Origin of the sequence: Allobosea sp. Root381, from assembly GCF_001429395.1 — a bacterium.
GTDB lineage: Bacteria > Pseudomonadota > Alphaproteobacteria > Rhizobiales > Beijerinckiaceae > Allobosea.
On the sequence record NZ_LMJT01000022.1, the window covers coordinates 16,600 to 38,013 of the forward strand.

At 65.8% G+C, this 21,414-nt stretch carries 18 protein-coding genes and 1 pseudogene; 9 read left to right on the forward strand and 10 right to left on the reverse strand.

Translation table 11 applies throughout. The features are described 5' to 3' along the window. The first annotated feature begins 43 nt into the window (after nt 1–43). The 6 genes from rho to ASE63_RS16920 all read left to right on the forward strand — a co-directional run bounded on the left by rho (nt 44) and on the right by ASE63_RS16920 (nt 7,220). Nucleotides 44–1,309 (forward strand): transcription termination factor Rho, encoded by a 1,266-nt coding sequence (gene rho / locus ASE63_RS16895; protein ID WP_056803680.1) that lies wholly within the window; start codon nt 44–46, stop codon nt 1,307–1,309. 230 nt (nt 1,310–1,539) lie between these two features. After that, the gene (mnmE, locus tag ASE63_RS16900; RefSeq protein WP_056803683.1) at nt 1,540–2,853 is read left to right on the forward strand and encodes a tRNA uridine-5-carboxymethylaminomethyl(34) synthesis GTPase MnmE; all 1,314 of its coding nucleotides are present in this window, start codon (nt 1,540–1,542) and stop codon (nt 2,851–2,853) included. 86 nt (nt 2,854–2,939) lie between these two features. Then, nucleotides 2,940–4,832, forward strand: a complete 1,893-nt coding sequence (gene mnmG / locus ASE63_RS16905) for a tRNA uridine-5-carboxymethylaminomethyl(34) synthesis enzyme MnmG (RefSeq protein WP_056803686.1) — start codon at nt 2,940–2,942, stop codon at nt 4,830–4,832. A 3-nt stretch (nt 4,833–4,835) separates the two neighbouring features. Then, complete coding sequence (gene rsmG / locus ASE63_RS16910) at nt 4,836–5,480, forward strand: 16S rRNA (guanine(527)-N(7))-methyltransferase RsmG (RefSeq protein WP_056803688.1); 645 nt, start codon at nt 4,836–4,838, stop codon at nt 5,478–5,480. After that, nucleotides 5,480–6,310, forward strand: coding sequence for a ParA family protein (locus ASE63_RS16915; RefSeq protein WP_056803691.1), 831 nt, complete (start codon nt 5,480–5,482; stop codon nt 6,308–6,310). Before rsmG ends, ASE63_RS16915 begins: the two co-directional genes overlap by 1 nt. A 31-nt stretch (nt 6,311–6,341) precedes the next feature. Next, on the forward strand, nt 6,342–7,220 hold the full coding sequence (locus ASE63_RS16920; protein WP_056803694.1) for a ParB/RepB/Spo0J family partition protein: 879 nt from the start codon (nt 6,342–6,344) through the stop codon (nt 7,218–7,220). 13 nt (nt 7,221–7,233) lie between these two features. Here ASE63_RS16920 and holA read toward each other — a convergent pair whose 3' ends face one another. From holA to leuS, 3 genes are read right to left on the reverse strand one after another with little or no spacing between them, the layout of a single operon-like run. Further along, the gene (gene holA, locus ASE63_RS16925) at nt 7,234–8,265 is read right to left on the reverse strand and encodes a DNA polymerase III subunit delta (protein WP_056803698.1); all 1,032 of its coding nucleotides are present in this window, start codon (nt 8,263–8,265) and stop codon (nt 7,234–7,236) included. Nucleotides 8,266–8,281: 16 nt separating this feature from the next. Next, on the reverse strand, nt 8,282–8,836 hold the full coding sequence (gene lptE / locus ASE63_RS16930) for an LPS assembly lipoprotein LptE (RefSeq protein ID WP_056803702.1): 555 nt from the start codon (nt 8,834–8,836) through the stop codon (nt 8,282–8,284). Continuing rightward, on the reverse strand, nt 8,823–11,447 hold the full coding sequence (gene leuS, locus ASE63_RS16935; RefSeq protein WP_056803705.1) for a leucine--tRNA ligase: 2,625 nt from the start codon (nt 11,445–11,447) through the stop codon (nt 8,823–8,825). Before leuS ends, lptE begins: the two co-directional genes overlap by 14 nt. 95 nt (nt 11,448–11,542) lie before the next feature. On the opposite strand from leuS, the gene ASE63_RS16940 reads away from it, so the two are divergent. Beyond that, entirely contained in the window at nt 11,543–12,208 is a 666-nt protein-coding gene (locus tag ASE63_RS16940) for a YggS family pyridoxal phosphate-dependent enzyme (protein ID WP_082610049.1), read from the forward strand. 101 nt (nt 12,209–12,309) lie between these two features. Here the strand turns inward: ASE63_RS16940 and ASE63_RS16945 are convergent, their stop codons facing one another. Both ASE63_RS16945 and ASE63_RS16950 read right to left on the reverse strand, forming a co-directional pair. Then, nucleotides 12,310–12,693: a glyoxalase superfamily protein gene (locus tag ASE63_RS16945; protein ID WP_056803711.1), complete on the reverse strand. Its 384-nt coding sequence runs from the start codon at nt 12,691–12,693 to the stop codon at nt 12,310–12,312. A gap of 116 nt (nt 12,694–12,809) precedes the next feature. Then, entirely contained in the window at nt 12,810–13,379 is a 570-nt protein-coding gene (locus ASE63_RS16950; RefSeq protein WP_244491431.1) for a L,D-transpeptidase family protein, read from the reverse strand. A gap of 81 nt (nt 13,380–13,460) precedes the next feature. Between ASE63_RS16950 and ASE63_RS16955 the strand changes: the two genes are divergently transcribed. Next, nucleotides 13,461–14,147, forward strand: coding sequence for a response regulator transcription factor (locus ASE63_RS16955; RefSeq protein ID WP_056803716.1), 687 nt, complete (start codon nt 13,461–13,463; stop codon nt 14,145–14,147). A 4-nt stretch (nt 14,148–14,151) separates the two neighbouring features. Next, the gene (locus ASE63_RS16960) at nt 14,152–14,616 is read left to right on the forward strand and encodes a Crp/Fnr family transcriptional regulator (protein WP_056803719.1); all 465 of its coding nucleotides are present in this window, start codon (nt 14,152–14,154) and stop codon (nt 14,614–14,616) included. Between the two features lie 40 nt (nt 14,617–14,656). Here ASE63_RS16960 and xth read toward each other — a convergent pair whose 3' ends face one another. The 5 genes and pseudogenes from xth to ASE63_RS16985 all read right to left on the reverse strand — a co-directional run bounded on the left by xth (nt 14,657) and on the right by ASE63_RS16985 (nt 21,349). Next, entirely contained in the window at nt 14,657–15,472 is an 816-nt protein-coding gene (gene xth / locus ASE63_RS16965) for an exodeoxyribonuclease III (protein WP_056803723.1), read from the reverse strand. A 128-nt stretch (nt 15,473–15,600) separates the two neighbouring features. Further along, nucleotides 15,601–16,452 (reverse strand): outer membrane lipoprotein carrier protein LolA, encoded by an 852-nt coding sequence (locus ASE63_RS16970; protein ID WP_056803726.1) that lies wholly within the window; start codon nt 16,450–16,452, stop codon nt 15,601–15,603. Nucleotides 16,453–16,632: 180 nt separating this feature from the next. Continuing rightward, a pseudogene (locus tag ASE63_RS28460) lies at nt 16,633–17,888 on the reverse strand (DNA translocase FtsK); the annotation flags it as partial. Between the two features lie 1,744 nt (nt 17,889–19,632). Continuing rightward, nucleotides 19,633–20,979, reverse strand: coding sequence for an ammonium transporter (locus ASE63_RS16980; RefSeq protein WP_056803728.1), 1,347 nt, complete (start codon nt 20,977–20,979; stop codon nt 19,633–19,635). Nucleotides 20,980–21,010: 31 nt separating this feature from the next. Next, entirely contained in the window at nt 21,011–21,349 is a 339-nt protein-coding gene (locus tag ASE63_RS16985; protein ID WP_056803731.1) for a P-II family nitrogen regulator, read from the reverse strand. Nucleotides 21,350–21,414 lie beyond the last annotated feature (65 nt).

The following is a 21,414-nucleotide window of genomic DNA, read 5'->3' on the forward strand; positions in this document are numbered from 1 at the left end:
GTCCCAGGCCCCTGAGCCGGGACATTCATGATCCGGGTGCCCCATGCGGGAAATCAAACTCCAAGACCTCAAGGTCAAATCGCCGACCGAGCTGCTCGCCTTCTCCGAAGGGCTCGAGGTCGAGAATGCCAGCACAATGCGCAAGCAGGAGCTGATGTTCGCGATCCTGAAGCAGCTCGCCGCCAAGGAGACCGAGATCCTCGGCGAAGGCGTGGTCGAGGTGCTGCCCGACGGTTTCGGCTTCCTGCGCTCGCCGGATTCGAACTATCTGCCCGGTCCGGACGACATCTATGTCTCGCCGACGCAGATCCGGAAGTTCGGCCTGCGCACGGGCGACACCGTCGAGGGACCGATCCGCGGCCCGAAGGACGGCGAGCGCTACTTCGCCCTGCTCAAGGTCAACACGATCAATTTCGAGGATCCGGAGCGGATCAAACATAAGATCAACTTCGACAACCTGACGCCGCTCTATCCCGACGAGCGCCTGCGGATGGAAGTCGCGGAGCCCGTCAAGAAGGACTTCTCGGCGCGGGTCATCGACATTGTCGCGCCGATCGGCAAGGGCCAGCGCGCGCTGATCGTGGCGCCGCCGCGAACCGGCAAGACGGTGCTGCTCCAGAACATCGCGCAGTCGATCACCACCAACCATCCCGAATGCTATCTGATCGTCCTGCTGATCGACGAGCGGCCGGAAGAAGTCACCGACATGCAGCGCTCGGTGAAGGGCGAGGTCGTGTCCTCGACCTTCGACGAGCCGGCGACGCGCCACGTCCAGGTCGCGGAAATGGTGATCGAGAAGGCCAAGCGCCTGGTCGAGCATGGGCGCGACGTCGTCATCCTGCTGGATTCGATCACCCGCCTCGGCCGCGCGTACAACACGGTGGTGCCGTCCTCAGGCAAAGTCCTGACCGGCGGTGTCGACGCGAACGCCCTGCAGCGTCCGAAGCGCTTCTTCGGCGCGGCCCGCAACATCGAGGAAGGCGGTTCGCTGACCATCGTCGCCACCGCGTTGATTGATACCGGCAGCCGGATGGACGAGGTCATCTTCGAAGAGTTCAAGGGCACCGGCAACTCCGAGATCGTGCTCGACCGCAAGGTCTCGGACAAGCGTATCTTCCCGGCGATCGACATCCTGAAGTCGGGCACGCGCAAGGAAGAGCTGATCACGCCGAAGGACGTCCTGGCCAAGACCTATGTGCTGCGCCGCATCCTCAACCCCATGGGGCCGCAGGACGCGATCGAGTTCCTGATGGACAAACTGCGCCAGACGAAACAGAACGCCGACTTCTTCGATTCGATGAACACCTGAGTTACCGTCGGTTGCCGGGTGTGGCCCACGCCGTCGCCCGGCCCAGACCGATTCGCTCCCGAGACGGATTGCAGGCTGTGCCTGCTTCCCTTCCAAACACGAGAAGATCTGACGCCGAGTCAGGCCCGGTAGTGCCGGGCGAGAGGAGCCCTTACCCGGCCCGAACGCCCTGATCTTTCACGCGGATCGCCAATGGCGATCCGCCTACCCTCCCGAATGCGAGCGCGGGTATGACCGGGTCTGACCCTCATCCGACCATCGTCGCGCTGTCGTCGGCTGCCGGACGCGCCGGCGTCGCGGTCGTCAGAATCTCCGGCGCTCGCGTCCGATTCGTTCTCGAAACAATTGCCGGCATGGTACCGCCGCCGCGCCAGGCCTTGCTACGCCGGCTCCGGGATGAGCACGGCGAGCCCATCGACAGCGCCCTCGTTCTTTACTTTCCTGGTCCTGCGAGCTTCACCGGCGAGGATGTCGCGGAGTTTCAAGTCCATGGCGCGCGAGCGGTGCTGGCTCGGCTGCTAGCCGTCCTCTGTGCCCTGCCCGGCGTCCGGCTCGCAGAAGCCGGGGAATTCACGCGCCGTGCCTTCGAGGCCGGCAAGCTCGACCTTGCGGCGGTGGAGGGTCTTGCCGACCTGATCGATTCGGAAACGGAATGGCAGCGCCGCCAGGCGCTGCGGCAGATGGAGGGCGCGCTCGGAGATTCGGCGGCGCGCTGGCGCCTGCAGTTGGTCGAGGCGATGGCACTCCTGGCCGCCGAGATCGACTTCTCCGACGAGGCTGACGTTGGAGGCCCGCTGATGGAGCAGGCCCTGGCTGCTGCAGCGGAGGTGACCGCGGATCTCCGTTCCGCCCTTGGCAGCTTCGATATGGGCGAGCGCGTACGCGACGGCTTTGTCGTCGTCCTCGCCGGACCACCCAATGCGGGCAAGTCGAGCCTGCTGAACGCTCTGGCACGGCGCGATGTGGCGATCGTCTCGCCGGTCGCTGGAACGACACGTGATGCCATTGAGGTCCGGCTCGATCTTGTCGGCCTGCCTGTCGTGCTCGTCGATACAGCTGGGTTGCGTGACAGCACGGACCCGATAGAGGCGGAAGGCGTGCGAAGAGCGCGGAGTCTCGTCGCGCGTGCCGATCTCGTCCTGAGCCTGCGGGCCACCGATTCGGACCCGGATCGAATCCATGATCAAACCGAATCCCTTCCAATCGCCACCAAGGCGGACTTGGCGGGGACGCTCCTACCCCACGAGCTGCCGATCTCTGTCAAAACCGGAGAGGGGTTGGATCGCCTCCTGTCGACGATCGTCGAGCGGCTATCTGCCGTGGCCCGGCCGGAACCAGCTCTGCTGACACGCGAACGGCATCGCCTGGCTGTGACCAACGCGATTGCTGCGCTGGAGCGAGCAACGGGAACCGAGCACGGCCAGGCCGAGCTCGTCGCGGAAGACATCCGGATTGCCGTGCTTGCGCTCGAGCGGCTGTTAGGGCGCATCGATGTGGAAGACGTGCTGGATCAGCTCTTCGCCGGGTTCTGCATCGGTAAGTGATAGTCTCAAGGTCGCCTTGAGTGTTGGGAATGCTGCCGAAATCGATAATCGTTGATTCTTGCGGGCGGCTTCGCTAGCGATCAGCAATGTCCCGTGAATCTGTCGAGATGCGTTACGACGTCGTTGTCGTCGGTGGCGGCCATGCCGGCACCGAAGCTGCGGCTGCCGCGGCGCGGAGTGGCGCGCGAACCGCCCTGGTGACGCATCGGGTCGATACGATCGGCGTGATGTCCTGCAACCCGGCGATCGGCGGGCTGGGGAAGGGCCATCTCGTCCGCGAGATCGATGCGCTCGACGGCATCATGGCCCGTGCCGCCGATCATGCCGGCATCCAGTTCCGGATGCTGAACCGGCGCAAAGGCCCAGCGGTGCGCGGCCCCCGCGCCCAGGCAGACCGTAAGCTTTACCGGCAGGCCGTGCAGGACTTGCTCGCTGAGCAGCCCAATCTCGACATCATCGCCGGCGAGGTATTCGACCTGGACGTCCGCGAGAACCGAGTCGCGGCCGTTGTGATGGCGGATGGTCGTCGATTCGGTACCGGAACAGTCGTGCTGACGACCGGAACTTTCCTGCGCGGATTGATCCATATCGGCGAGGCGAAAATTCCGGCCGGCCGCGTCGACGAGGCGCCTTCGCTCGGTCTTTCCGCGACGCTCGAACGGCACCACTTCCCGCTTGGACGACTCAAGACCGGCACGCCGCCGAGACTGGATGGCCGGACCATCGATTGGGCGGCGCTGGAGATGCAGGCCGGCGACGATCCGCCGGAACCGTTCTCGGCGCTGACGGCTGCAATCACCACGCCGCAGATCTCCTGCGGAATCACGCGTACCACCTTGGCGACGCATGACTTGATCCGCGCCAATCTCCACCGGGCTCCGATGTTCTCGGGCCAGATCGAGGGGCGCGGCCCTAGGTACTGTCCCTCGATCGAGGACAAGGTCGGCCGCTTCGGCGATCGCGATGGCCATCAGATCTTCCTTGAACCCGAGGGGCTCGACGAACCGACGGTTTACCCGAACGGCATTTCGACCTCCTTGCCCGAAGACGTGCAACGCGGCGTCCTGGCGACGATCCCAGGGTTGGAACGCGCGACGATGCTGCGCCCCGGTTACGCGATCGAATATGATTTCGTCGATCCGCGCTCCCTGCGGAACACGCTGGAAACCCGCGCCATCTCCGGGCTCTTCCTCGCCGGCCAGATCAACGGAACGACCGGTTATGAGGAGGCGGGCGCCCAAGGGCTGTTCGCTGGCCTCAATGCCGCGCGCCGTGCCAGCGGAGCCGAGCCGATCGTGTTGGAGCGGATGTCCTCCTATATCGGCGTGCTGGTTGACGATCTGGTCACACGCGGCGTTACGGAGCCGTATCGGATGTTCACGTCCCGCGCCGAGTTCAGGCTTTCCTTGCGGGTCGACAACGCCGATGAGCGGCTGACGGCGCTGGGATCGCAGCTTGGCGTCGTCGGCACGGAACGTTTCGGAGCCTTCACGAAGCGGCAGGCCGCGATTCAGGAACTGCGGTCTAAGCTGCAGGATTTGTGGCTGACGCCGCAACAGGCCGGAGTCGTGGGGCTGCAGCTCAATCGTGACGGCCTGCGTCGTAGCGCCTACCAGATCCTGTCTTATCCCGATGTCGGGTTCGAGCGCCTTGCGGAAATTTGGTCTGGGCTCGCTGCCTACTCGCCGGCAGTCACCGCCCGGGTCACGGCGGACGCCGTCTATGCGGTGTATCTCGACAGGCAGTCGGCTGAGATCGACGCTTATCGGCGCGACCAGGCGCTTAAGGTGCCGGAGGATCTCGATATCGAAACGATCTCGGGGCTGTCGAACGAACTCAAGGCCAAGCTGGTGAGCGAGCGCCCGGCTGATCTGGCGCAGGCGGGAAGGATCGAGGGGATGACACCTGCCGCGCTGACCTTGCTTGCGGCGCATGCGCGGCGCGGCCGGCGTGCGCAGCACAGCGAGCCGGTGGCCTGATCCGTGGCTGTTGATAATTCCGACCGCGCCCGCGCTTTGCGCTTGACGCCTGTTTCACGTGAAACAGAGGAGCGGCTCTCGCTCCTCGTCAGCGAGTTGGCGCGCTGGCAGACTGCCAAGAATCTGGTCTCGTCGGCGACATTATCCGATGTCTGGACCCGTCATATTGCCGATTCCTTGCAGCTCTACGGGCTCGCCCCCACTGCGAAGAACTGGCTCGATCTCGGCTCCGGCGGCGGGTTCCCTGGCCTGGTCCTCGGTATTTGTCTCGCGGAGCAGTCCGGCGGTCACATCCATCTGGTCGAGAGCAACGCCCGCAAATGCGCCTTCCTGCGTCATGCTGCCCGCATGACCGGTGCTCCCGTGACAGTTCACATGGCCCGGATCGAGGATGTGGTGGATGATTTCGCCGGCCGCGTCGATGTGGTGACCGCGCGTGCGCTCGCCCCGCTGCCGCAGCTCCTCGACTGGTGCAAAGAGCTGTTGAGAACCGGCTCGCTTGGGCTTTTTCCCAAGGGGCAACATCTAGATAGCGAATTGACGGACTCGTCCAGATATTGGAAGATTCAGGCCTCAACGGTTTCCTCCGTTACGGATGGCGCCGCCCGGATCCTGATGGTTCGCGCGGCCGAGAAGCGGGCCGATTAATGAGCGATCTCAAGTCTGTGGCTACGCCGCGCCGCCCGCGCGTGCTGGCGCTCGCAAATCAAAAGGGCGGGGTGGGCAAGACCACCACTGCGATCAACCTTGGGACGGCGCTGGCCGCGATCGGCGAGAAAGTTCTGATCGTCGATCTCGATCCGCAAGGTAACGCGTCCACAGGGCTTGGCGTTGATCGCAGGAGCCGTCGCTCCTCGACTTATGATGTACTCTGCGGCGATGTCGGTCTCGGCCAGGCCTTGCAGGAGACGTCTGTTCCCGGTTTGTTTCTTGCTCCCTCGACGTTGGACTTGCTCGGTGTCGAACTTGAGATCGCCGCCTCGAAAGACAGAGCCCACCGTCTGAAGAAGGCGATCGATGAACTGGTCTACGATCAGCGCTGCGCCGATCTGACCTATGTGCTGATCGATTGCCCGCCTTCGCTGAGCCTGATCACCATCAATGCGATGACGGCGGCGGATGCGGTCCTGGTGCCGCTGCAGTGCGAGTTCTTCGCGCTGGAAGGTCTCAGCCAGCTGCTGAAAACGGTTGAGCAGGTGCGCGCCGGGCTCAATCCCCGGCTCATCATCCAGGGTGTGGTTCTCACGATGTACGACCCGCGCAACAACCTCTCGGGCCAGGTCATGGCCGATGTGCGCGAGTTTCTGGGTGACAAGGTCTACGACACCGTGATTCCGCGCAATGTTCGGGTGTCGGAGGCGCCCTCCTATGGCAAGCCGGCACTGCTCTATGACCTGCGCTGCGCAGGGTCGCAGGCTTATCTGAAACTGGCCTCCGAGGTCATTCGGCGCGAGCGCGCACTGCGCGCCGCTGCTTGAGCAGGACCGTAGAGAGTCGAGGAGGGTGGCAATGGCGGAAGAACAGGGGCGTTCGCGCTTGGGCCGGGGCCTCGCGGCCCTGATAGGCGATGTCGGCGAGGAGATCGGCGCCCTCGATCGGGCGCGCGGGCAGCGGCGTGTGCCGGTCGAGTTCCTGCGGCCGAGCGCGCGCAATCCGCGCCGCACCTTCATCGAAGACGATCTGGAGGAGCTGACTGCCTCGGTGCGGGAGCGAGGCATTCTTCAGCCGATCATCGTGCGCCCGATCGTCGGCATGCTCGATGCCTATGAGATCATCGCCGGTGAACGGCGCTGGCGGGCGGCACAGCGTGCCGGCCTGCATGAGGTGCCGGTGATCCTGGTCGAGGCCGATGATCGCGAGGCGCTTGAAATTGCGATTGTCGAGAACGTCCAGCGCACTGATCTCAATGCTATCGAAGAAGCCGCAGGCTATGAGCGGCTCATCGCCGAATTCAGCTATACGCAGAATGACCTGGCGCGGGTGATAGGCAAGAGCCGGAGCCATGTCGCCAACACGCTGCGGCTGTCGAAATTGCCGGAGCCGGTGCGGCAGATGGTCAGCGAGGGTGCAGTCTCCGCCGGGCATGCGCGCGCCCTGTTGTCGGTTTCGGATCCGGAACTGATGGCGCGCAAGATCGTCGATGAGGGCCTCAGCGTCCGCGACATCGAGCGCATCGTTCAGGACGAAGCCCGGGGCGGAAGCAGGGGTACTGCCGCCAAGCCGAAGGTCGAGAAGGATCCGGACACGCGGGCGGTCGAAAAGGCGCTGGAAGAGGCGCTCGGGCTATCCGTCTTCATCGCCCATCGCGCGAATGGCGGGGGCGAAATGCGGATTGGCTACAAGACGCTCGAGCAGCTCGATGCGCTCTGCCGCAGGCTGCGGGACTGATCAGAAGCGTAGCTCAGTCTCCGCGCCCACCGGCGCGGCCCATGCGCGCCAGGGTCCACAGCGCCCGGGTTGCTCCGGCCTTGCCCGTATCGGCATCGCGGCGGGCCGCCAGCGTGGCGTTGCCGAGCAGGCTGACGGCTTCCACCAGCTTTGCTGTCGTCCAGTTGCCGAGCGCAACTTCGGTGGCCGCGATCCGCGGATAGGGAAGGCGCATGGTCGCGACCATGTCCCGGGCGCTACGGCCCGCATCCATGCCCTGGCGCGCCTTCAGCAGGGCCAGGGCATGCCGCAGCACGGCGCCGAGCATGACGCCGGCATCGAGCCCCTCGCCCGCGAGCTTGGCCTGCGCCAAGTCGAGGGCCGGCAGCCGACCGGAAAAGACCGCATCGACCAGCATGGCCTGCTCGCGCTGCGCGGTATCCCCCACGACAGCGTCGATATGATCCCCCGTCAGGGCCGTTTCGGTGCCGACGTAAAGCAGGAGCTTTTCGATCTCGCGACGTGATGTCTGCCTGTCCCCGCCAAGAAGCCCGGCAAGATGCTCGCGCGTCGTGCGGTCGATCGTCTTGCCGGCAGCGCGCACCATCTCGTCGATGATGGTGCCGAGATCGCGCGCGGCGTCGCCATAGCAGGGCACGGCAAGCGCCGTGCGGGCCCGCTCGCAGGCGGTGCGAAGCGGGTTGCTGCGCTGCAGGTCGCCGGCTTCCACGATGACGATGGCATCGCGCGACGGGATGGCAAGCAGCGGTTCAACGCCGGCGAGCAGCTGTTTCGATGTCGGCGAGACGCGAATGGCCCGACGGCCACCGAACAAGCCGATGGTATTCGCCTCGTCGACGAGCTTCAGCGGGTCGGAGGCGATGTCGTCGCCGCTCATCCGCACGAGCTGAAAGGCGTCGTTGGCATCGTCGACATGGGCGCGGGCGAGGGTGGCGGCACGCTCCGAGACCAGCCCGGCATCCGGGCCGTAGATCAGGATCAGGCGATAGGCCGGGTCGAGCCTTGCCAGCGCGCGGTCGGCTTCATGCGCCTTGATTGCAACCATCGTCCCGGCCGATCCCTCAGCCGGCGACGAGATCGGCCGCCATCTGCCCGCGAATCAGGGTCGCAAGGTTCTTCGCGGCCCTGACCTGCGCGTCGCGGGCGGCGCGTACGGTCGAGAAGCGCTGCGAAGATCGTTCATAGGGTGCGCGCACGGCATTGGTGCCCGAAGAGACGACCTTGCCGCTGGCGATATCCGTCACCGACCAGGTTGCGGTCGCGACGAGGACCGCGGAGTCGGCGCGGCCGTTGGCGTAATCCACCGTCACGACCTCGAGCGATTCGGCGATCTGAGCGCTGAACTTCAGCCGCTTCGGGCGGTCGGGCTCGCCCGAGCCGTCGAGCTCGAAGACCATCTCGTTGCGAAGATGATGGCCGATCAGCCCCTTGATCTCGGGGATCTCGACCTCCTTCATCGTGTCCTTGATGCTGCCGCCGGTGATGCTGCGGGTGTTCTCGGCGTAGAGCGGCTGGAAGCAGCCGCCCGCGAGGCCGGCCGCGACCAGCGCGGCCGCGATCATCGCGCGGCGCGAGGGCGGCGTCGCGTCGCGGTTTGCGGCTTCAGACGACGACATTCACGATTCTCCCGGGGACGACGATGATCTTGCGGATCGCGCGGCCGTCGAGCGCCCTGGTGACGACGTCGGACGATCGGACGATCGCTTCGACCGCGATGGTATCCGCATCGGCCGCAACCGTCACCTCCGCGCGCTTCTTGCCGTTGATCTGCACCGGCAGGACGATGCTGTCGTCCTTGAGCAGGGCAGCTTCGGCTTGCGGCCACGACGCTTCGCCGGCGAGACCGGGCTGACCGAGCGCCTGCCAGCATTCCTCCGCCAGATGCGGCATCATTGGTGCCACGAGCTGCGTCGCGATCACGCCCGCCTCGTGCAAGGCAAAGGCAACATCGTGCGCGAGCTCTGCATCCTCGGCGGCTGCGTCCAGGGCTTTTCCGATGGCGTTGGTCAGGGTGTAGACGTGGGCGATGCAGCGGTTGAAGCCGAGGCGCTCGATATCGGTGCCGACGGCGTCGAGAGCCCTGTGCGCGGCCTTGCGGAGCGTCTCCGCGGCCTCGCCGAAGCCCGCAGGCTGCTGGGGCTGATTGCCGGTGCGCTCGGCGATTTCGCTCAGCAGCCGCCAGAAGCGCTGAACGAAACGCGCGGCGCCCTGCACGCCTTCGTCGGTCCAGATCACGTCGCGATCGGGCGGCGAGTCGGACAGCATGAACCAGCGAGCGGTATCCGCGCCGTAGGAGGCGATGATGTCGTCGGGATCGACCACGTTCTTCTTCGACTTCGACATCTTCTCGATCGCGCCGATCTCAATCGGCGCGCCGGTGTCGACATGGAAGCCCTTGCGCTCGGCGCCGGCGCCCTCGATGCGGACATCGCCGGGCTCGACCCAGCTGCCATCGGCAGCGCGATAGGTCTCGTGAACGACCATCCCTTGCGTGAACATGCCGTCGAAGGGCTCGTCCAGGCCGGCATGGCCGGTCGCCTTCATGGCGCGCGTGAAGAAGCGTGAATAAAGCAGGTGCAGGATCGCGTGCTCGACGCCGCCGATATACTGGTCCACCGGCAGGAAACGGTCGACCACCGGTCGGTCGGTCGGGCTTTCGGTCCGCCACGGATCGGTGAAGCGGGCGAAGTACCAGGACGAATCGACGAAGGTGTCCATCGTGTCCGTCTCGCGCCGCGCATCCTTGCCGCATTGCGGGCAGGCGACGTGCTTCCAGCTCGGATGATGGTCGAGCGGATTGCCGGGCCTGTCGAAGGACACGTCGTCCGGCAGCCTAACCGGCAGGTCCGCATCCGGAACGGGGACCGTTCCGCAGGCGGCACAATGAATCACCGGGATCGGGCAGCCCCAGTAGCGCTGGCGCGAGACGCCCCAGTCGCGCAGACGAAAATTGACCTTCCTGGCGCCGACAGGGTGGTTGCCACGACTCTCGCTCTCGAGACGGCGCGCCACCTCTTCTTTCGCCTCCGGAATGGTCAAGCCGTCGAGGAAGCGCGAATTGATCATGCGTCCGTCATCGAGAAAGGCGGTGTCGGTGATCACGACGGTCGCCGGATCGACGCCTTCCGGCGCGACGACCGGGGTGTTGCCGAGGCCGTATTTGTTGACGAAGTCGAGGTCGCGCTGGTCATGCGCCGGGCAGCCGAAGATCGCGCCGGTGCCGTATTCCATCAAGATGAAATTGGCGACGTATACCGGCAACGTCCATGACGGATCGAAGGGATGAGCGACGCGCAGGCCGGTGTCGAAGCCGAGCTTCTCGGCCTTGTCGATGTTCTCCTGGGCCGTTCCGGTGCGCTTGCATTCCTCGATGAAGGCCTGCAGCGCCGGGTTATCGATTGCCGCCGCCTTGGCCAGCGGATGGTCGGGCGCTATGCCGACGAATTTTGCGCCGAACAGCGTGTCGGGGCGGGTGGTGTAGACCTCGATCTCGTCCTGCCCGAAAGCGGTCGATTCGAGCGCGAAACGAATCAGCAGCCCTTCCGAGCGGCCTATCCAGTTCTTCTGCATCAGCCGGACTTTTTCGGGCCAGCGCGTCAGGCCCTCCAGCGCGTCATGCAGCTCCTGGCCGTAAGCGGTAATCTTGAAAAACCACTGCGTCAGCTCGCGGATCTCGACGGGGGCGCCGGAACGCCAGCCCTTGCCGTCGATGACCTGCTCGTTGGCCAGCACAGTCTCGTCGACCGGATCCCAGTTGACCTTTGCGGTCTTGCGGTCGACCAGCCCGGCCTTGAGGAAATCCAGGAACATCTTCTGCTGGTGGCGATAATAGGAAGGGTCGCAGGTCGCGAGCTCGCGGCTCCAGTCCAGCGACAGGCCCATCGACTGCAACTGCGTCCGCATCGCCGCGATGTTGGCGTAGGTCCATTCGCGCGGATGGACCCCCTTCTGCTTGGCGGCGTTTTCCGCAGGAAGGCCGAAGGCGTCCCATCCCATTGGATGGAGCACGGCAAAACCCTTGGCCCGCTTGTAGCGCGCCACGACGTCGCCCATCGCGTAATTGCGGACATGGCCCATATGGATGCGCCCCGATGGATAGGGGAACATCTCGAGGACATAGTAGCTCGGCCGGGGATCGTCGTTCTTCGTCTCGTAGAGCTTGCGCTCTTCCCAGACGGCACGCCATTTCGGCTCGGTTTCCTTGGGATTGTAGCGTTCGGCGGCCATGATGACGGGCTATTCTTGCATGATCGGATGTGGCCGGACTAGGACACCATTGCGTGCACGCGGTCAACGCCGGCCCAGGCATGAAGGGATGCGAGATGAGCGATACGGTTACGCGATTGGCCGAGACGAAAGCCGCGATTGCGCGGGCGGCGCGGGATTTCGAGCGTGATCCCGCTTCGGTCACATTGATCGCAGTTTCCAAGACCATGCCGGCCGAGGCGATCCTGCCGGCGCTGGAGGCCGGTCAGCGCGTCTTCGGCGAGAACTACGTCCAGGAGGCCAAGGCCAAGTGGCCCGGTCTGAAGGAGCGCTTTCCCGATGCGCAGCTGCACATGATCGGGCCGCTCCAGTCCAACAAGGCGCGCGAGGCCGTCGAGCTTTTCGACGCGATCCATTCGCTCGACCGCGAAAGCCTCGCCAAGGAGCTTGCGCGCGAGATCGCCGGCAGCGGCCGGACGCCGCGGCTGTTCGTGCAGGTGAACACCGGCGACGAGCCGCAGAAGGGAGGCGTCAGCCCATCTCAGATCGACGCCTTCCTCTTACGCTGCCGGGACGGTCACGGCCTGGCGATCGATGGACTGATGTGCATACCGCCGGCTGCCGATCCGCCTTCGCCGCATTTCGCCCTGCTGGCGAAGATCGCGGCGCGGCACGGGCTCAAGGGTTTGTCGATGGGTATGAGCGCCGATTACGAGGCGGCTATCCAGCTCGGCGCCACCCATGTCCGAGTGGGAAGCGCGATCTTCGGCGCGCGGGGTTGATGCCTCATGCTCGGGCTTGGCCCGAGCATCTCGAATGAGGCTGCGCTCCTTTTGGCCGGAGATTCGCGGGTCTTCGCTTCGCTGTACCCGAGAATGACGAGCTACCGTTTCAGCGGCTGGCCGACATCGATGCGGTTGCCGTCCGGATCCTCGAAGACGAAGGCGCGCAGGCCGTAGTCGTTGTCGCGCAGCCCCTTCACGATTCGCAGGCCGCGCGCGCGGATGATCTCATGCAGAGCATCGACGTCGTCGACCATCATATGCGCGACGTTGAAGGGCGCGGCCTTGTGCCCGGGCTGGAGCGTCAGATGCAGCTCGGCGTCGTCCCGCCGCAGGATCATGAAGCCGACGGGCGTGCCGTTCTCGAAGGTCTTCGCGAAGCCGAGCGCGCCGACATAGAAATCATGCGCGCGCGCCATGTCGTTGATGGGCAGCATGGCGGCAATCCGGCCGAAGCGGAGGGTGTCATGGGGAGAATGGTTCATCGCAGGTCTCGTGCTGGGACGCAGGGCGGTGCGAGGCGGTGCCCGCGATTCCGAACGCTGTGATCCTGTCATGGCTGCCGAGACGGTGCTCGACGTCCATTGTAGCGGAGTGCCCGCTACCTGACCAGAATCCTGCAGTTTCGCGCGAGCCGTGGCAGCACCTTGGCGAAGACGTGCCGCTCGACCGCGACGCAGCCGGCGGTCGGGGTGAAGCCCGGCCGGGCGAGATGCCAGAAGATCGCGCTGCCGCGGCCGCGAATCACCGGCGCATCGTTCCAGCCGAGTTCGACGATGACGTCATAGAGATGGTCGTCGCGGGTCAGCCGCTCCTCGGCCTCGCCGGGTGGCCGGTCGATCAGGCGGTTGTAGCGGCGATCCGCCACATCGTCGCACCAGGCATCGCGCGGGCGGATGGTGCGTAGGGGCAGCAGGGTGTGCGGCCGGCCGATGCGATCGGCTCGGAACATCACGCTGCGCAGGGGCAGCGCGGTGCGCGGTGTTAGGCCGTCGCCCTCGCGCTTCAGGGTGCCGATCCCGGAGCGCCCCAGCGCGCAGGGAAAGGTGGCACCTCCGGCCAGCAGGAAGCCCTTGCGGCGGTCCTGGACCGAAGCGAAGACGCGGAGCGTCGTCAGGCGGCGCGGCCCGCCCCAGCCAGGGCGCAAGGCCCTGTTCTCACGGTTTCTCACGGGAATTCCATCGGGCGTGACTTGCGGACATGATTCAGCGGGCTCATGGTGTCGTGTCATTTCTCGCACGAACGATGCTTCATGCCCGCCGTCCATCATATCCTCCTGGTCGATGACGACCAGACCCTGCGCGATGCGCTTGCGGAGCAGCTCGCGCTCTACGAGGAGTTCAAGCTCTCGACCGCGGGCACGGCGACCGGCGCGGTCAAGGCCGTGCAGGCGGAGCGCGTCGATCTCGCTATCATGGATGTCGGCCTGCCCGACATGGACGGACGAGAAGCCGTCAAGCTGATGCGCAAGAACGGTTTCAAGAGCCCCGTGATCATGCTGACCGGGCAGGGGTCGGACGCCGACACGGTGCTCGGACTGGAGGCCGGCGCCAACGACTACGTCGTCAAGCCGTTCAAGTTCGCGGTGCTGCTGGCGCGGATCCGCGCACATCTCCGGCAATATGAAGCGAGCGAGGATGCGGTCTTCCAGGTCGGTCCCTATACCTTCCACCCCGGATCGAAGCTGCTGGTCAGCGAGAAGGGCTCCAAGACCAAGCTGACGGAGAAGGAGACGGCGATCCTGCGCTTTCTCTATCGCGCCGGCCGCAAGCCGATCGCGCGCGAGGTGCTGCTGCAAGAGGTCTGGGGCTATAACAGCCAGGTCACGACGCACACGCTCGAAACTCATATCTACCGGCTGCGCCAGAAGATCGAGCCTGATCCGGGCAATGCCCGGCTGCTCGTGACGGATGCGGGCGGCTACAGGCTCAATCCGTAAGCGAATGGCGCTCGACGACGACATCGCCCTTTTGGCCCGGCAGCCCTTGCTGAGCCTGATGGAACGCGATGCGCTCCGGCTCGTCGCCTTCGCGGCGGAGAACCGCATCCTGCGTGCCGGCGACGTGCTGTTCCGGGCGGGCGAACCCTCCGACGGTGCCGTGCTGATCGTCTCGGGAAGCATCGCGCTGACGAGCCGGGAAGACGGGCAGCCGGCCGAGGAGATCGTCGGTGCCGGCGCCCTGATCGGCGAGATGGCGTTGTTCACCTCGGTCGCCCGTCAGGTCACGGCTATCGCGCGCGAGCCTACTCAGCTGATGCGGCTTTCTCGCAGCGTGATGCGCCGCGTCCTCGCCGAATCACCGGCTTCGGCCGAGGCCGTTGCAACGGCGATCAGCGACAGGCTGCGCGGCTTCGTCAGCCAGCTGACGGCGGTTCAGGATGCCCTGACGGCGATCGAGCGCCGGTAGGCCGCTGCGCTGTCCGCGCTGGGGCCGGCCGGGTCAGGGATCAGAGTTCCAGCGTCACCGTCACGGGCACATGGTCGGAAGGCCGTTCCCAACCCCTGGCCTCGCGCAGGAAGGTCACGTCCCGCAGCGTCGGCGTCAGCCCGTCCGAAAGCCAGATGTGGTCGAGGCGCCGGCCGCGGTTGGAAGCCTCCCAGTCGGCCGCGCGGTAGCTCCACCAGCTGTAGAGCTTCTCGGGCTCCGGCCGCAGCTTGCGGGCGGCGTCGGTCCAGCCGAGCTCCGAGCGCAGCTTTTCCAGTGTCGTGGTCTCGATCGGCGTGTGGCTGACGACGTCGAGGAGTTGCTTGTGACTCCAGACGTCGTGCTCATAGGGCGCGATGTTGAGGTCGCCGAGCAGGATGGCGGGGCGGTCCGTGGGGCGTTTGGCGACTCCCCAGCCCCCGATCTCGTCGAGAAAGGCGAGCTTGTGGGCGAACTTGTCGTTCTTTGCGGGGTCCGGGATGTCGCCGCCCGCCGGGATGTAGAAGTTATGGATCGCGATCCCCGCGGCTGCGCCTGCGCCCTTGTCGAGGACGACTGTCATGTGGCGCGCGTCGTTGCGGCCGCACATCGCCATCGCGTCCTTCTCGCTGAAGGGGAGCTTGGAGACGATCGCGACGCCGTTATAGCCCTTCTGGCCGATGAAGGCCTGATGGACATAGCCGGCCTTCTCGAAGGCCTTGGCCGGGTACTGCTCGTCCGGCGTCTTGGTTTCCTGAAGACACAGGATGTCGGGCTGATGCGTGGCCAGGAAATCGGTGACCATGCCGATCCGAAGTCGGACCGAGTTGATGTTCCAGCTGGTAACGGTGAGTTGCACGTAAGGATTCCGGCGGGAGGGTGCCGGAAACTGGTTCGCGGTGCGTGGAAAAGCAAGCGCGAACCGTCATTGCGGGCACCCGGGTGTTGCCTTGGGCAAGCCCAAGCGCGCGCAACGACGGACCAGAGTCAGAGCTTGCGCTGGTAGTCGATCACGAAGTTCTTCGAATCAGGCCGGCGCTGGGTGTCGAGGTTGTAGAGCGAGACGGCGGTCTCGTAGCCTTGGGGATCGACCACCACCCATTGCCGCAGGACATTGGCGGCGAGGTCGAACTTCAAGGTGATCTTCGAGGTGCCGCCCAGCGTCGAGCGATCTTCCAGCCGCAGCGACAGCATGTCGCCATCGACGCTCGCGCCGGTGATCGTGCCCTCACGGGCGAGATCCATCCGTTCGCGCACGAGGAACTTCAGCGGAGTCTGCCCGAGGGAATAGATGTCCTGCGTTGCCAGCCGCTTGTCCCGGACTGCGACCGAGCTGCCATCCGCGATGACTTCGATCGTCGCCGGCGGTTCGTATTCGAAGCGCATCTTGCCAGGCCGCTGGATATAGATACGGCCCTCGAGGCGCCGCCCATCATTTGCGTGCTGGATGAAGTTGCCCTGCAGCGACGTGAAGCTGTTGAGATAGGTGTTGAGCCGGTCGATCGCGTCCTCGCGCGTCGCAGGTGCGGCGGCCTTTGCGCGAGCGGGTGCGGTGGCCGCACGGGGCGCCTCGGCCGCCATCGAAGCCGCGACGGGTGCAGCAGCAGGCGTCGCGGCCGTGGCAGGTGCCGCAGCGGCAGCCTCGGCGACGCGCGACTGGCCGAGATTGGCAGGACGGGCCGGCGGCAGCGGCAGGGGGCGGGCCGCAGCGGGCTTCGCCGCGACCGGCTTCGGCGGCACGAGCTGCAAGGGCTGGGCGGCCAGCTGACCAACCAGCGTGACGCTGCCAAGCAGGCCGAGGGCGGCAACCGAAGCCCGCAAAACGGGGGGCGAGATCATGAGCAGGTCTGCTCCATTCCTGTTCGTGGCGGCTCGCGCGGAAGGACAGATTCTATTCGTCGATCCGCCTGCCGGCACGCTGTGCATATCAAACGCATCCGACGCGGCGGAGGTTGCAGCAGCCTGATGGCAATTTGAGGACTCGATGCCGCAACTGCAAGGTCCCGGCGCCTGGATAGCCTATTCCTCGTCTTCCCTGGCGCGTCCTGCCTCGACGAGGATCTCGCGCTTGCCGGCATGGTTTGCGGGTCCGACGATGCCCTCGTTCTCCATCCGCTCCATGATCGAGGCGGCGCGGTTATAGCCGATCTGGAGCCTGCGCTGGATGTAGGAGGTCGAGGCCTTCTTGTCGCGCAGCACGACCGCGACCGCCTGCTCGTAAGGGTCGTCGCTCTCGGCCTGGCCCATGCCGCTCTTGTCGAAGACGGCGCCGTCCTCCCCCTCGCCCCCCTCTTCCTCCTCGGAGGTGACGGCGTCGAGATATTGCGGCCGRCCYTGCGTCTTGAGATGCGCCACGACCTTCTCGACCTCGGCATCCGAGACGAAGGGGCCGTGCACGCGGGTGATCCGCCCGCCGCCGGCCATGTAGAGCATAAGGAGATGCGCGTCGGGAAGTTCGCCTTGATCGTGCCGGTGATGACGTCGACCGACGGCCGCTGGGTCGCGAGAACCACATGGATGCCGGCGGCGCGCGCCATCTGGGCGAGACGCTGGATCGTGCCCTCGATCTCCTTGCCGGCGACCATCATCAGGTCGGCCATCTCGTCGACGATCACGACGATATAGGGCAGAGGCTCGAGGTCCATGACCTCCTCCTCGTAGATCGCCTCGCCGCTATGCTTGTCGAAGCCGGTCTGGACGGTGCGGGTGATGACCTCGCCGGCGGCCTTGGCCTCGACCACCCTCGCATTGAAGCCGTCGATGTTGCGCACCGAGAGCTTCGACATCTTCTTGTAGCGCTCCTCCATCTCGCGCACCGCCCATTTCAGCGCGACCACCGCCTTCTTCGGATCGGTCACGACGGGGGTGAGCAGATGCGGGATGCCGTCATAGACCGACAGTTCGAGCATCTTCGGATCGACCATGATCAGCCGGCACTGCTCGGGCTTGAGCCGGTAGAGCAGCGACAGGATCATCGTGTTGATCGCGACCGACTTGCCCGAACCGGTGGTGCCGGCGACGAGCAGATGCGGCATCCGTGCGAGATCGACGATCACCGGCTCGCCGCCGATGGTCTTGCCAAGGCCCAGCGCCAGCTTGTGCTTGGAACTCTCGAAATCCTGGCTGGCGAGCAATTCGCGCAGGAAGACCGTCTCACGCTTGGCGTTGGGCAGTTCGATGCCGATGGCGTTCTTGCCCTGCACCACCGCGACGCGCGCCGAGATCGCGCTCATCGAGCGCGCAATGTCGTCCGCAAGCGAGATCACGCGGGAGGANCGGCTCGCCGCCGATGGTCTTGCCAAGGCCCAGCGCCAGCTTGTGCTTGGAACTCTCGAAATCCTGGCTGGCGAGCAATTCGCGCAGGAAGACCGTCTCGCGCTTGGCGTTGGGCAGCTCGATGCCGATGGCGTTCTTGCCCTGCACCACCGCGACGCGCGCCGAGATCGCGCTCATCGAGCGCGCAATGTCGTCCGCAAGCGAGATCACGCGGGAGGATTTCGTGCCTGGCGCTGGCTCGAGCTCGTACAGCGTCACCACCGGGCCGGGGCGAACCTGCGTGATCTCGCCGCGGACGCCGAAATCCTCGAGCACGCCTTCGAGCAGCGTGGCGTTCTGCTCCAGCGCGTCGGTCGAGATCGCGTTCGCGGGCAGCTTCTTGGGCTCGGACAGATAGGTCAGCGGCGGCAGTTCGAACTGGTCGCGGTCGAGCAGGGAGGGCTGGGCTTCACGCTGGATGCGCTTGCCCGGCTTGGGCGCCGCCGGCGGCGCCGTGACGCGTGGCGCGTTCAGGTCGCGCAAATCCTGCGGCTCGTCGTCGTCGAGATCGAAAGGCGGGTCGAAATCGGGTCGGGCAGCCGCCTTGCCGCTACGCGCGCCGGGCAGCGGCTCGGGATCGAAGGCCGGAACGACCGGCCGCATCGGCGGCTCGCGGCGGGGGCCGTCCTGGAACTGCGGTTCGCGGCGAACGCGGCCAGCGGCGGGAAGCGCATCGCCGGCATGACCGCCAGGATGTGCGCCCTGCGTCGCGGCCCTTGGCGCCTGCGGCAGCCGGCGCAGGATCATGCCGCGCAGCGCCATCGCGCCATGGGCGAGCCAGCCGATCAGGATGACGGCGATGCCCGGCTCGTCATCGCGGCGATCCTCGCTCTCGGACCAGGATTCATTGGCTTCATCGAGGTCGGAGGCCGGATCCTCGTCATGGACGAAGCCGAAGCCGGCGGCAGCGGTCACGGCCAGAATGGCGATGCCGGCATAGAGGAAGCCGACGAGGCCGCCGAGCGCATTGCCCGCGATGCCGGCGATGTTGCGGGTGCCGAACAGCAGGCCGTCGCCGATGACGCCGCCCATGCCGGTGGGCAGAGGCCAGCGTGGCGTTGCCGGCAGAGCGCTGCCGACGGCGGCCGTGGCGGCGACGCCGACCACCCAGAGGCCAAGCTTGAGCGCGCCCCGGTCGAAGAGATGGAACCGCACCAGCCTGAGCGACCAGATCACCGGCGGAAAGAGCAGCGCGATGACGCCAAGGCCGATCAGCTGCATCAGCAGGTCGGCGATCATGGCGCCGGGCCGGCCGAGCCAGTTCCTGACCGCGCCGCTGGTGGCGTTGTTGAGGCTGGGATCGTCGACCGACCAGCTCGCCAGCGAGAGCGCGACGACGGCCATCAGGGCGAGCAGGGTCAGGCCCGTGATCTCGCTGGCGCGGCGCGACAGGAACTCGCGCACCGGATCGGGCAGGCGGTCCATCAGCGAGGAGGAGCGTCGGATCGTGCGCATGCGTGGTTGGCCGTCATCCCGGGACTGCAGGCCGCGTCGCTCCGGCCATCCCGATCAGGTTAGGAAGACGAGGTTAAGACCCGCTTAACCTTGGCGGCGTTGCAGATCCGGTCCGCCGGCGGGCTGAGCCCCGATCAAGCATCGGCCCGAAAAGTGGCATGCGGTTCTCGGGAAAAGCCGATGCGAGATCCAAGCAAAATCCCCGGCGGGCGACCGCCGGGGATTGTTTCACGTGAGACGCGGGAACGATCAGATGTTGTAGGCGCGCTCGCCATGCTCGGCGATGTCGAGACCCTCGCGCTCCTCGTCCGGGGTGACGCGCAGGCCCATCACCACGTCGACGATCTTGAACAGGATGAAGGAGCCAACGCCGCACCAGACGATGGCGATGACCACCGCGACGATCTGCTTCCAGACCTGGGCGCCCATCGCGTAGTCGGCGACGCCGACGCCCCCGAGAGCGGGCGCAACGAAGATGCCGGTGCCGATCGAGCCGATGATGCCGGCGACGCCGTGGATGCCGAAGACGTCAAGCGAGTCATCGTAGCCCAGCGCGTTCTTGATCGTGGTGCACATGAAGAAGCAGACCACGCCGCAGAGCGCGCCGAGTACGATCGCGCCCATCGGGCCGATGAGGCCGGCGGCCGGGGTGACGGCGACGAGGCCGGCGATGATGCCGGACAGCATGCCGAGCAGCGAGGGCTTGCCCTTGATCACCCATTCGATGAACAGCCAGCCCAGAGCGGCGCCGGCGGTCGCGGTGAGCGTGTTGATCATGGCAAGCGCCGCACCGGCCGTGGCCTCGAGGTTCGAGCCGGCATTGAAGCCGAACCAGCCGACCCAGAGCAGGCAGGTGCCGATGAAGGTCATGGTCAGGGAGTGCGGGCTCATCAGCTCTTTGCCATAGCCGATGCGCTTGCCGAGCACGAGCGCGCCGACCAGCGCGGCGATGCCGGCATTGATGTGGACGACCGTGCCGCCGGCGAAGTCGAGCGCACCCAGCGTGAACAGGTAGCCCTCGCTGAACCAAACCATATGGGCCATCGGGAAATAGACGAAGGTGCTCCAGAGCACGACGAAGAGCAGCAGGGCCGAGAACTTCATGCGCTCCACCAGGCCGCCGATGATCAGGGCCGGGGTGATGATCGCGAAGGTCATCTGGAAGCAGATGAAGACGTATTCCGGGATCACGACGCCCTTGGTGAAGGTATCGGTCGTGGTTTCGGTGGAGACGCCGGCGAGGAAGGCCTTCGAGAAGCCGCCGATGAAGCTGGTCAGCGAGCCGCCGCCGGTGAAGGCGAGGCTGTAGCCATAGACCACCCAGATGATGATCATGACGGCGGCCGTCGCGGTGATCTGGCTCATCACCGAGAGCATGTTCTTCGAGCGGGCGAGACCGCCGTAGAAGAGGGCGAGGCCCGGGAGCGTCATCATCAGGACGAGCAGGGCGGAAACCAGCATCCAGGCGGTGTCGCCCTTGTTGGCCACGGGGGCGGCGGGAGCTTCCGCGGCAGCCTGCGCGAGCGCGATACCGGCGCTCGTCGTGGAGAGCGCGAGCCCGGTCAATCCGGCCCGCAGGAACGTCTTCAAAGTCATGGTTGGAACTCCTGGGAGTAGGATCGCGGGCTCAGAGGGCGTCGCCGTCGGTCTCGCCGGTACGGATGCGCACGGCCTTCTCGATCGACGAGACGAAGATCTTGCCGTCACCGATCTGTCCGGTGCGGGCGGCGGCGGTGATCGCCTCGATCACCCGGGTGACAAGCTCGTCGGCGACTGCCACCTCGATCTTGATCTTCGGCAGGAAGCTCACCGCGTACTCGGCGCCGCGATAGATCTCCGTATGGCCCTTCTGGCGGCCATAACCCTTCACCTCGGTCACGGTCAGGCCATGCACGCCGATGGCGGTGAGCGCGTCGCGCACCTCCTCCAGCTTGAACGGCTTGATGATAGCCATCACGATCTTCATTGCAGGGTTTCCCGTTTTCGCCGCCCGGAACCCAGCCCCGGCGATCTCGTTGCGCCTCGCGCGGC

What these genes read in the sequence shown, in the direction of transcription:
- rho (WP_056803680.1), top strand. Translation starts at nt 44, where the DNA reads ATGCGGGAAATCAAACTCCAAGACCTCAAGGTCAAATCGCCGACCGAG.
- mnmE (WP_056803683.1), top strand. Translation starts at nt 1,540, where the DNA reads ATGACCGGGTCTGACCCTCATCCGACCATCGTCGCGCTGTCGTCGGCT.
- mnmG (WP_056803686.1), top strand. Translation starts at nt 2,940, where the DNA reads ATGTCCCGTGAATCTGTCGAGATGCGTTACGACGTCGTTGTCGTCGGT.
- ASE63_RS16915 (WP_056803691.1), top strand. Translation starts at nt 5,480, where the DNA reads ATGAGCGATCTCAAGTCTGTGGCTACGCCGCGCCGCCCGCGCGTGCTG.
- ASE63_RS16920 (WP_056803694.1), top strand. Translation starts at nt 6,342, where the DNA reads ATGGCGGAAGAACAGGGGCGTTCGCGCTTGGGCCGGGGCCTCGCGGCC.
- holA (WP_056803698.1), bottom strand. Translation starts at nt 8,265, where the DNA reads ATGGTTGCAATCAAGGCGCATGAAGCCGACCGCGCGCTGGCAAGGCTC.
- lptE (WP_056803702.1), bottom strand. Translation starts at nt 8,836, where the DNA reads ATGTCGTCGTCTGAAGCCGCAAACCGCGACGCGACGCCGCCCTCGCGC.
- leuS (WP_056803705.1), bottom strand. Translation starts at nt 11,447, where the DNA reads ATGGCCGCCGAACGCTACAATCCCAAGGAAACCGAGCCGAAATGGCGT.
- ASE63_RS16940 (WP_082610049.1), top strand. Translation starts at nt 11,543, where the DNA reads ATGAGCGATACGGTTACGCGATTGGCCGAGACGAAAGCCGCGATTGCG.
- ASE63_RS16945 (WP_056803711.1), bottom strand. Translation starts at nt 12,693, where the DNA reads ATGAACCATTCTCCCCATGACACCCTCCGCTTCGGCCGGATTGCCGCC.
- ASE63_RS16955 (WP_056803716.1), top strand. Translation starts at nt 13,461, where the DNA reads ATGCCCGCCGTCCATCATATCCTCCTGGTCGATGACGACCAGACCCTG.
- ASE63_RS16960 (WP_056803719.1), top strand. Translation starts at nt 14,152, where the DNA reads ATGGCGCTCGACGACGACATCGCCCTTTTGGCCCGGCAGCCCTTGCTG.
- ASE63_RS16970 (WP_056803726.1), bottom strand. Translation starts at nt 16,452, where the DNA reads ATGATCTCGCCCCCCGTTTTGCGGGCTTCGGTTGCCGCCCTCGGCCTG.
- ASE63_RS16980 (WP_056803728.1), bottom strand. Translation starts at nt 20,979, where the DNA reads ATGACTTTGAAGACGTTCCTGCGGGCCGGATTGACCGGGCTCGCGCTC.
- ASE63_RS16985 (WP_056803731.1), bottom strand. Translation starts at nt 21,349, where the DNA reads ATGAAGATCGTGATGGCTATCATCAAGCCGTTCAAGCTGGAGGAGGTG.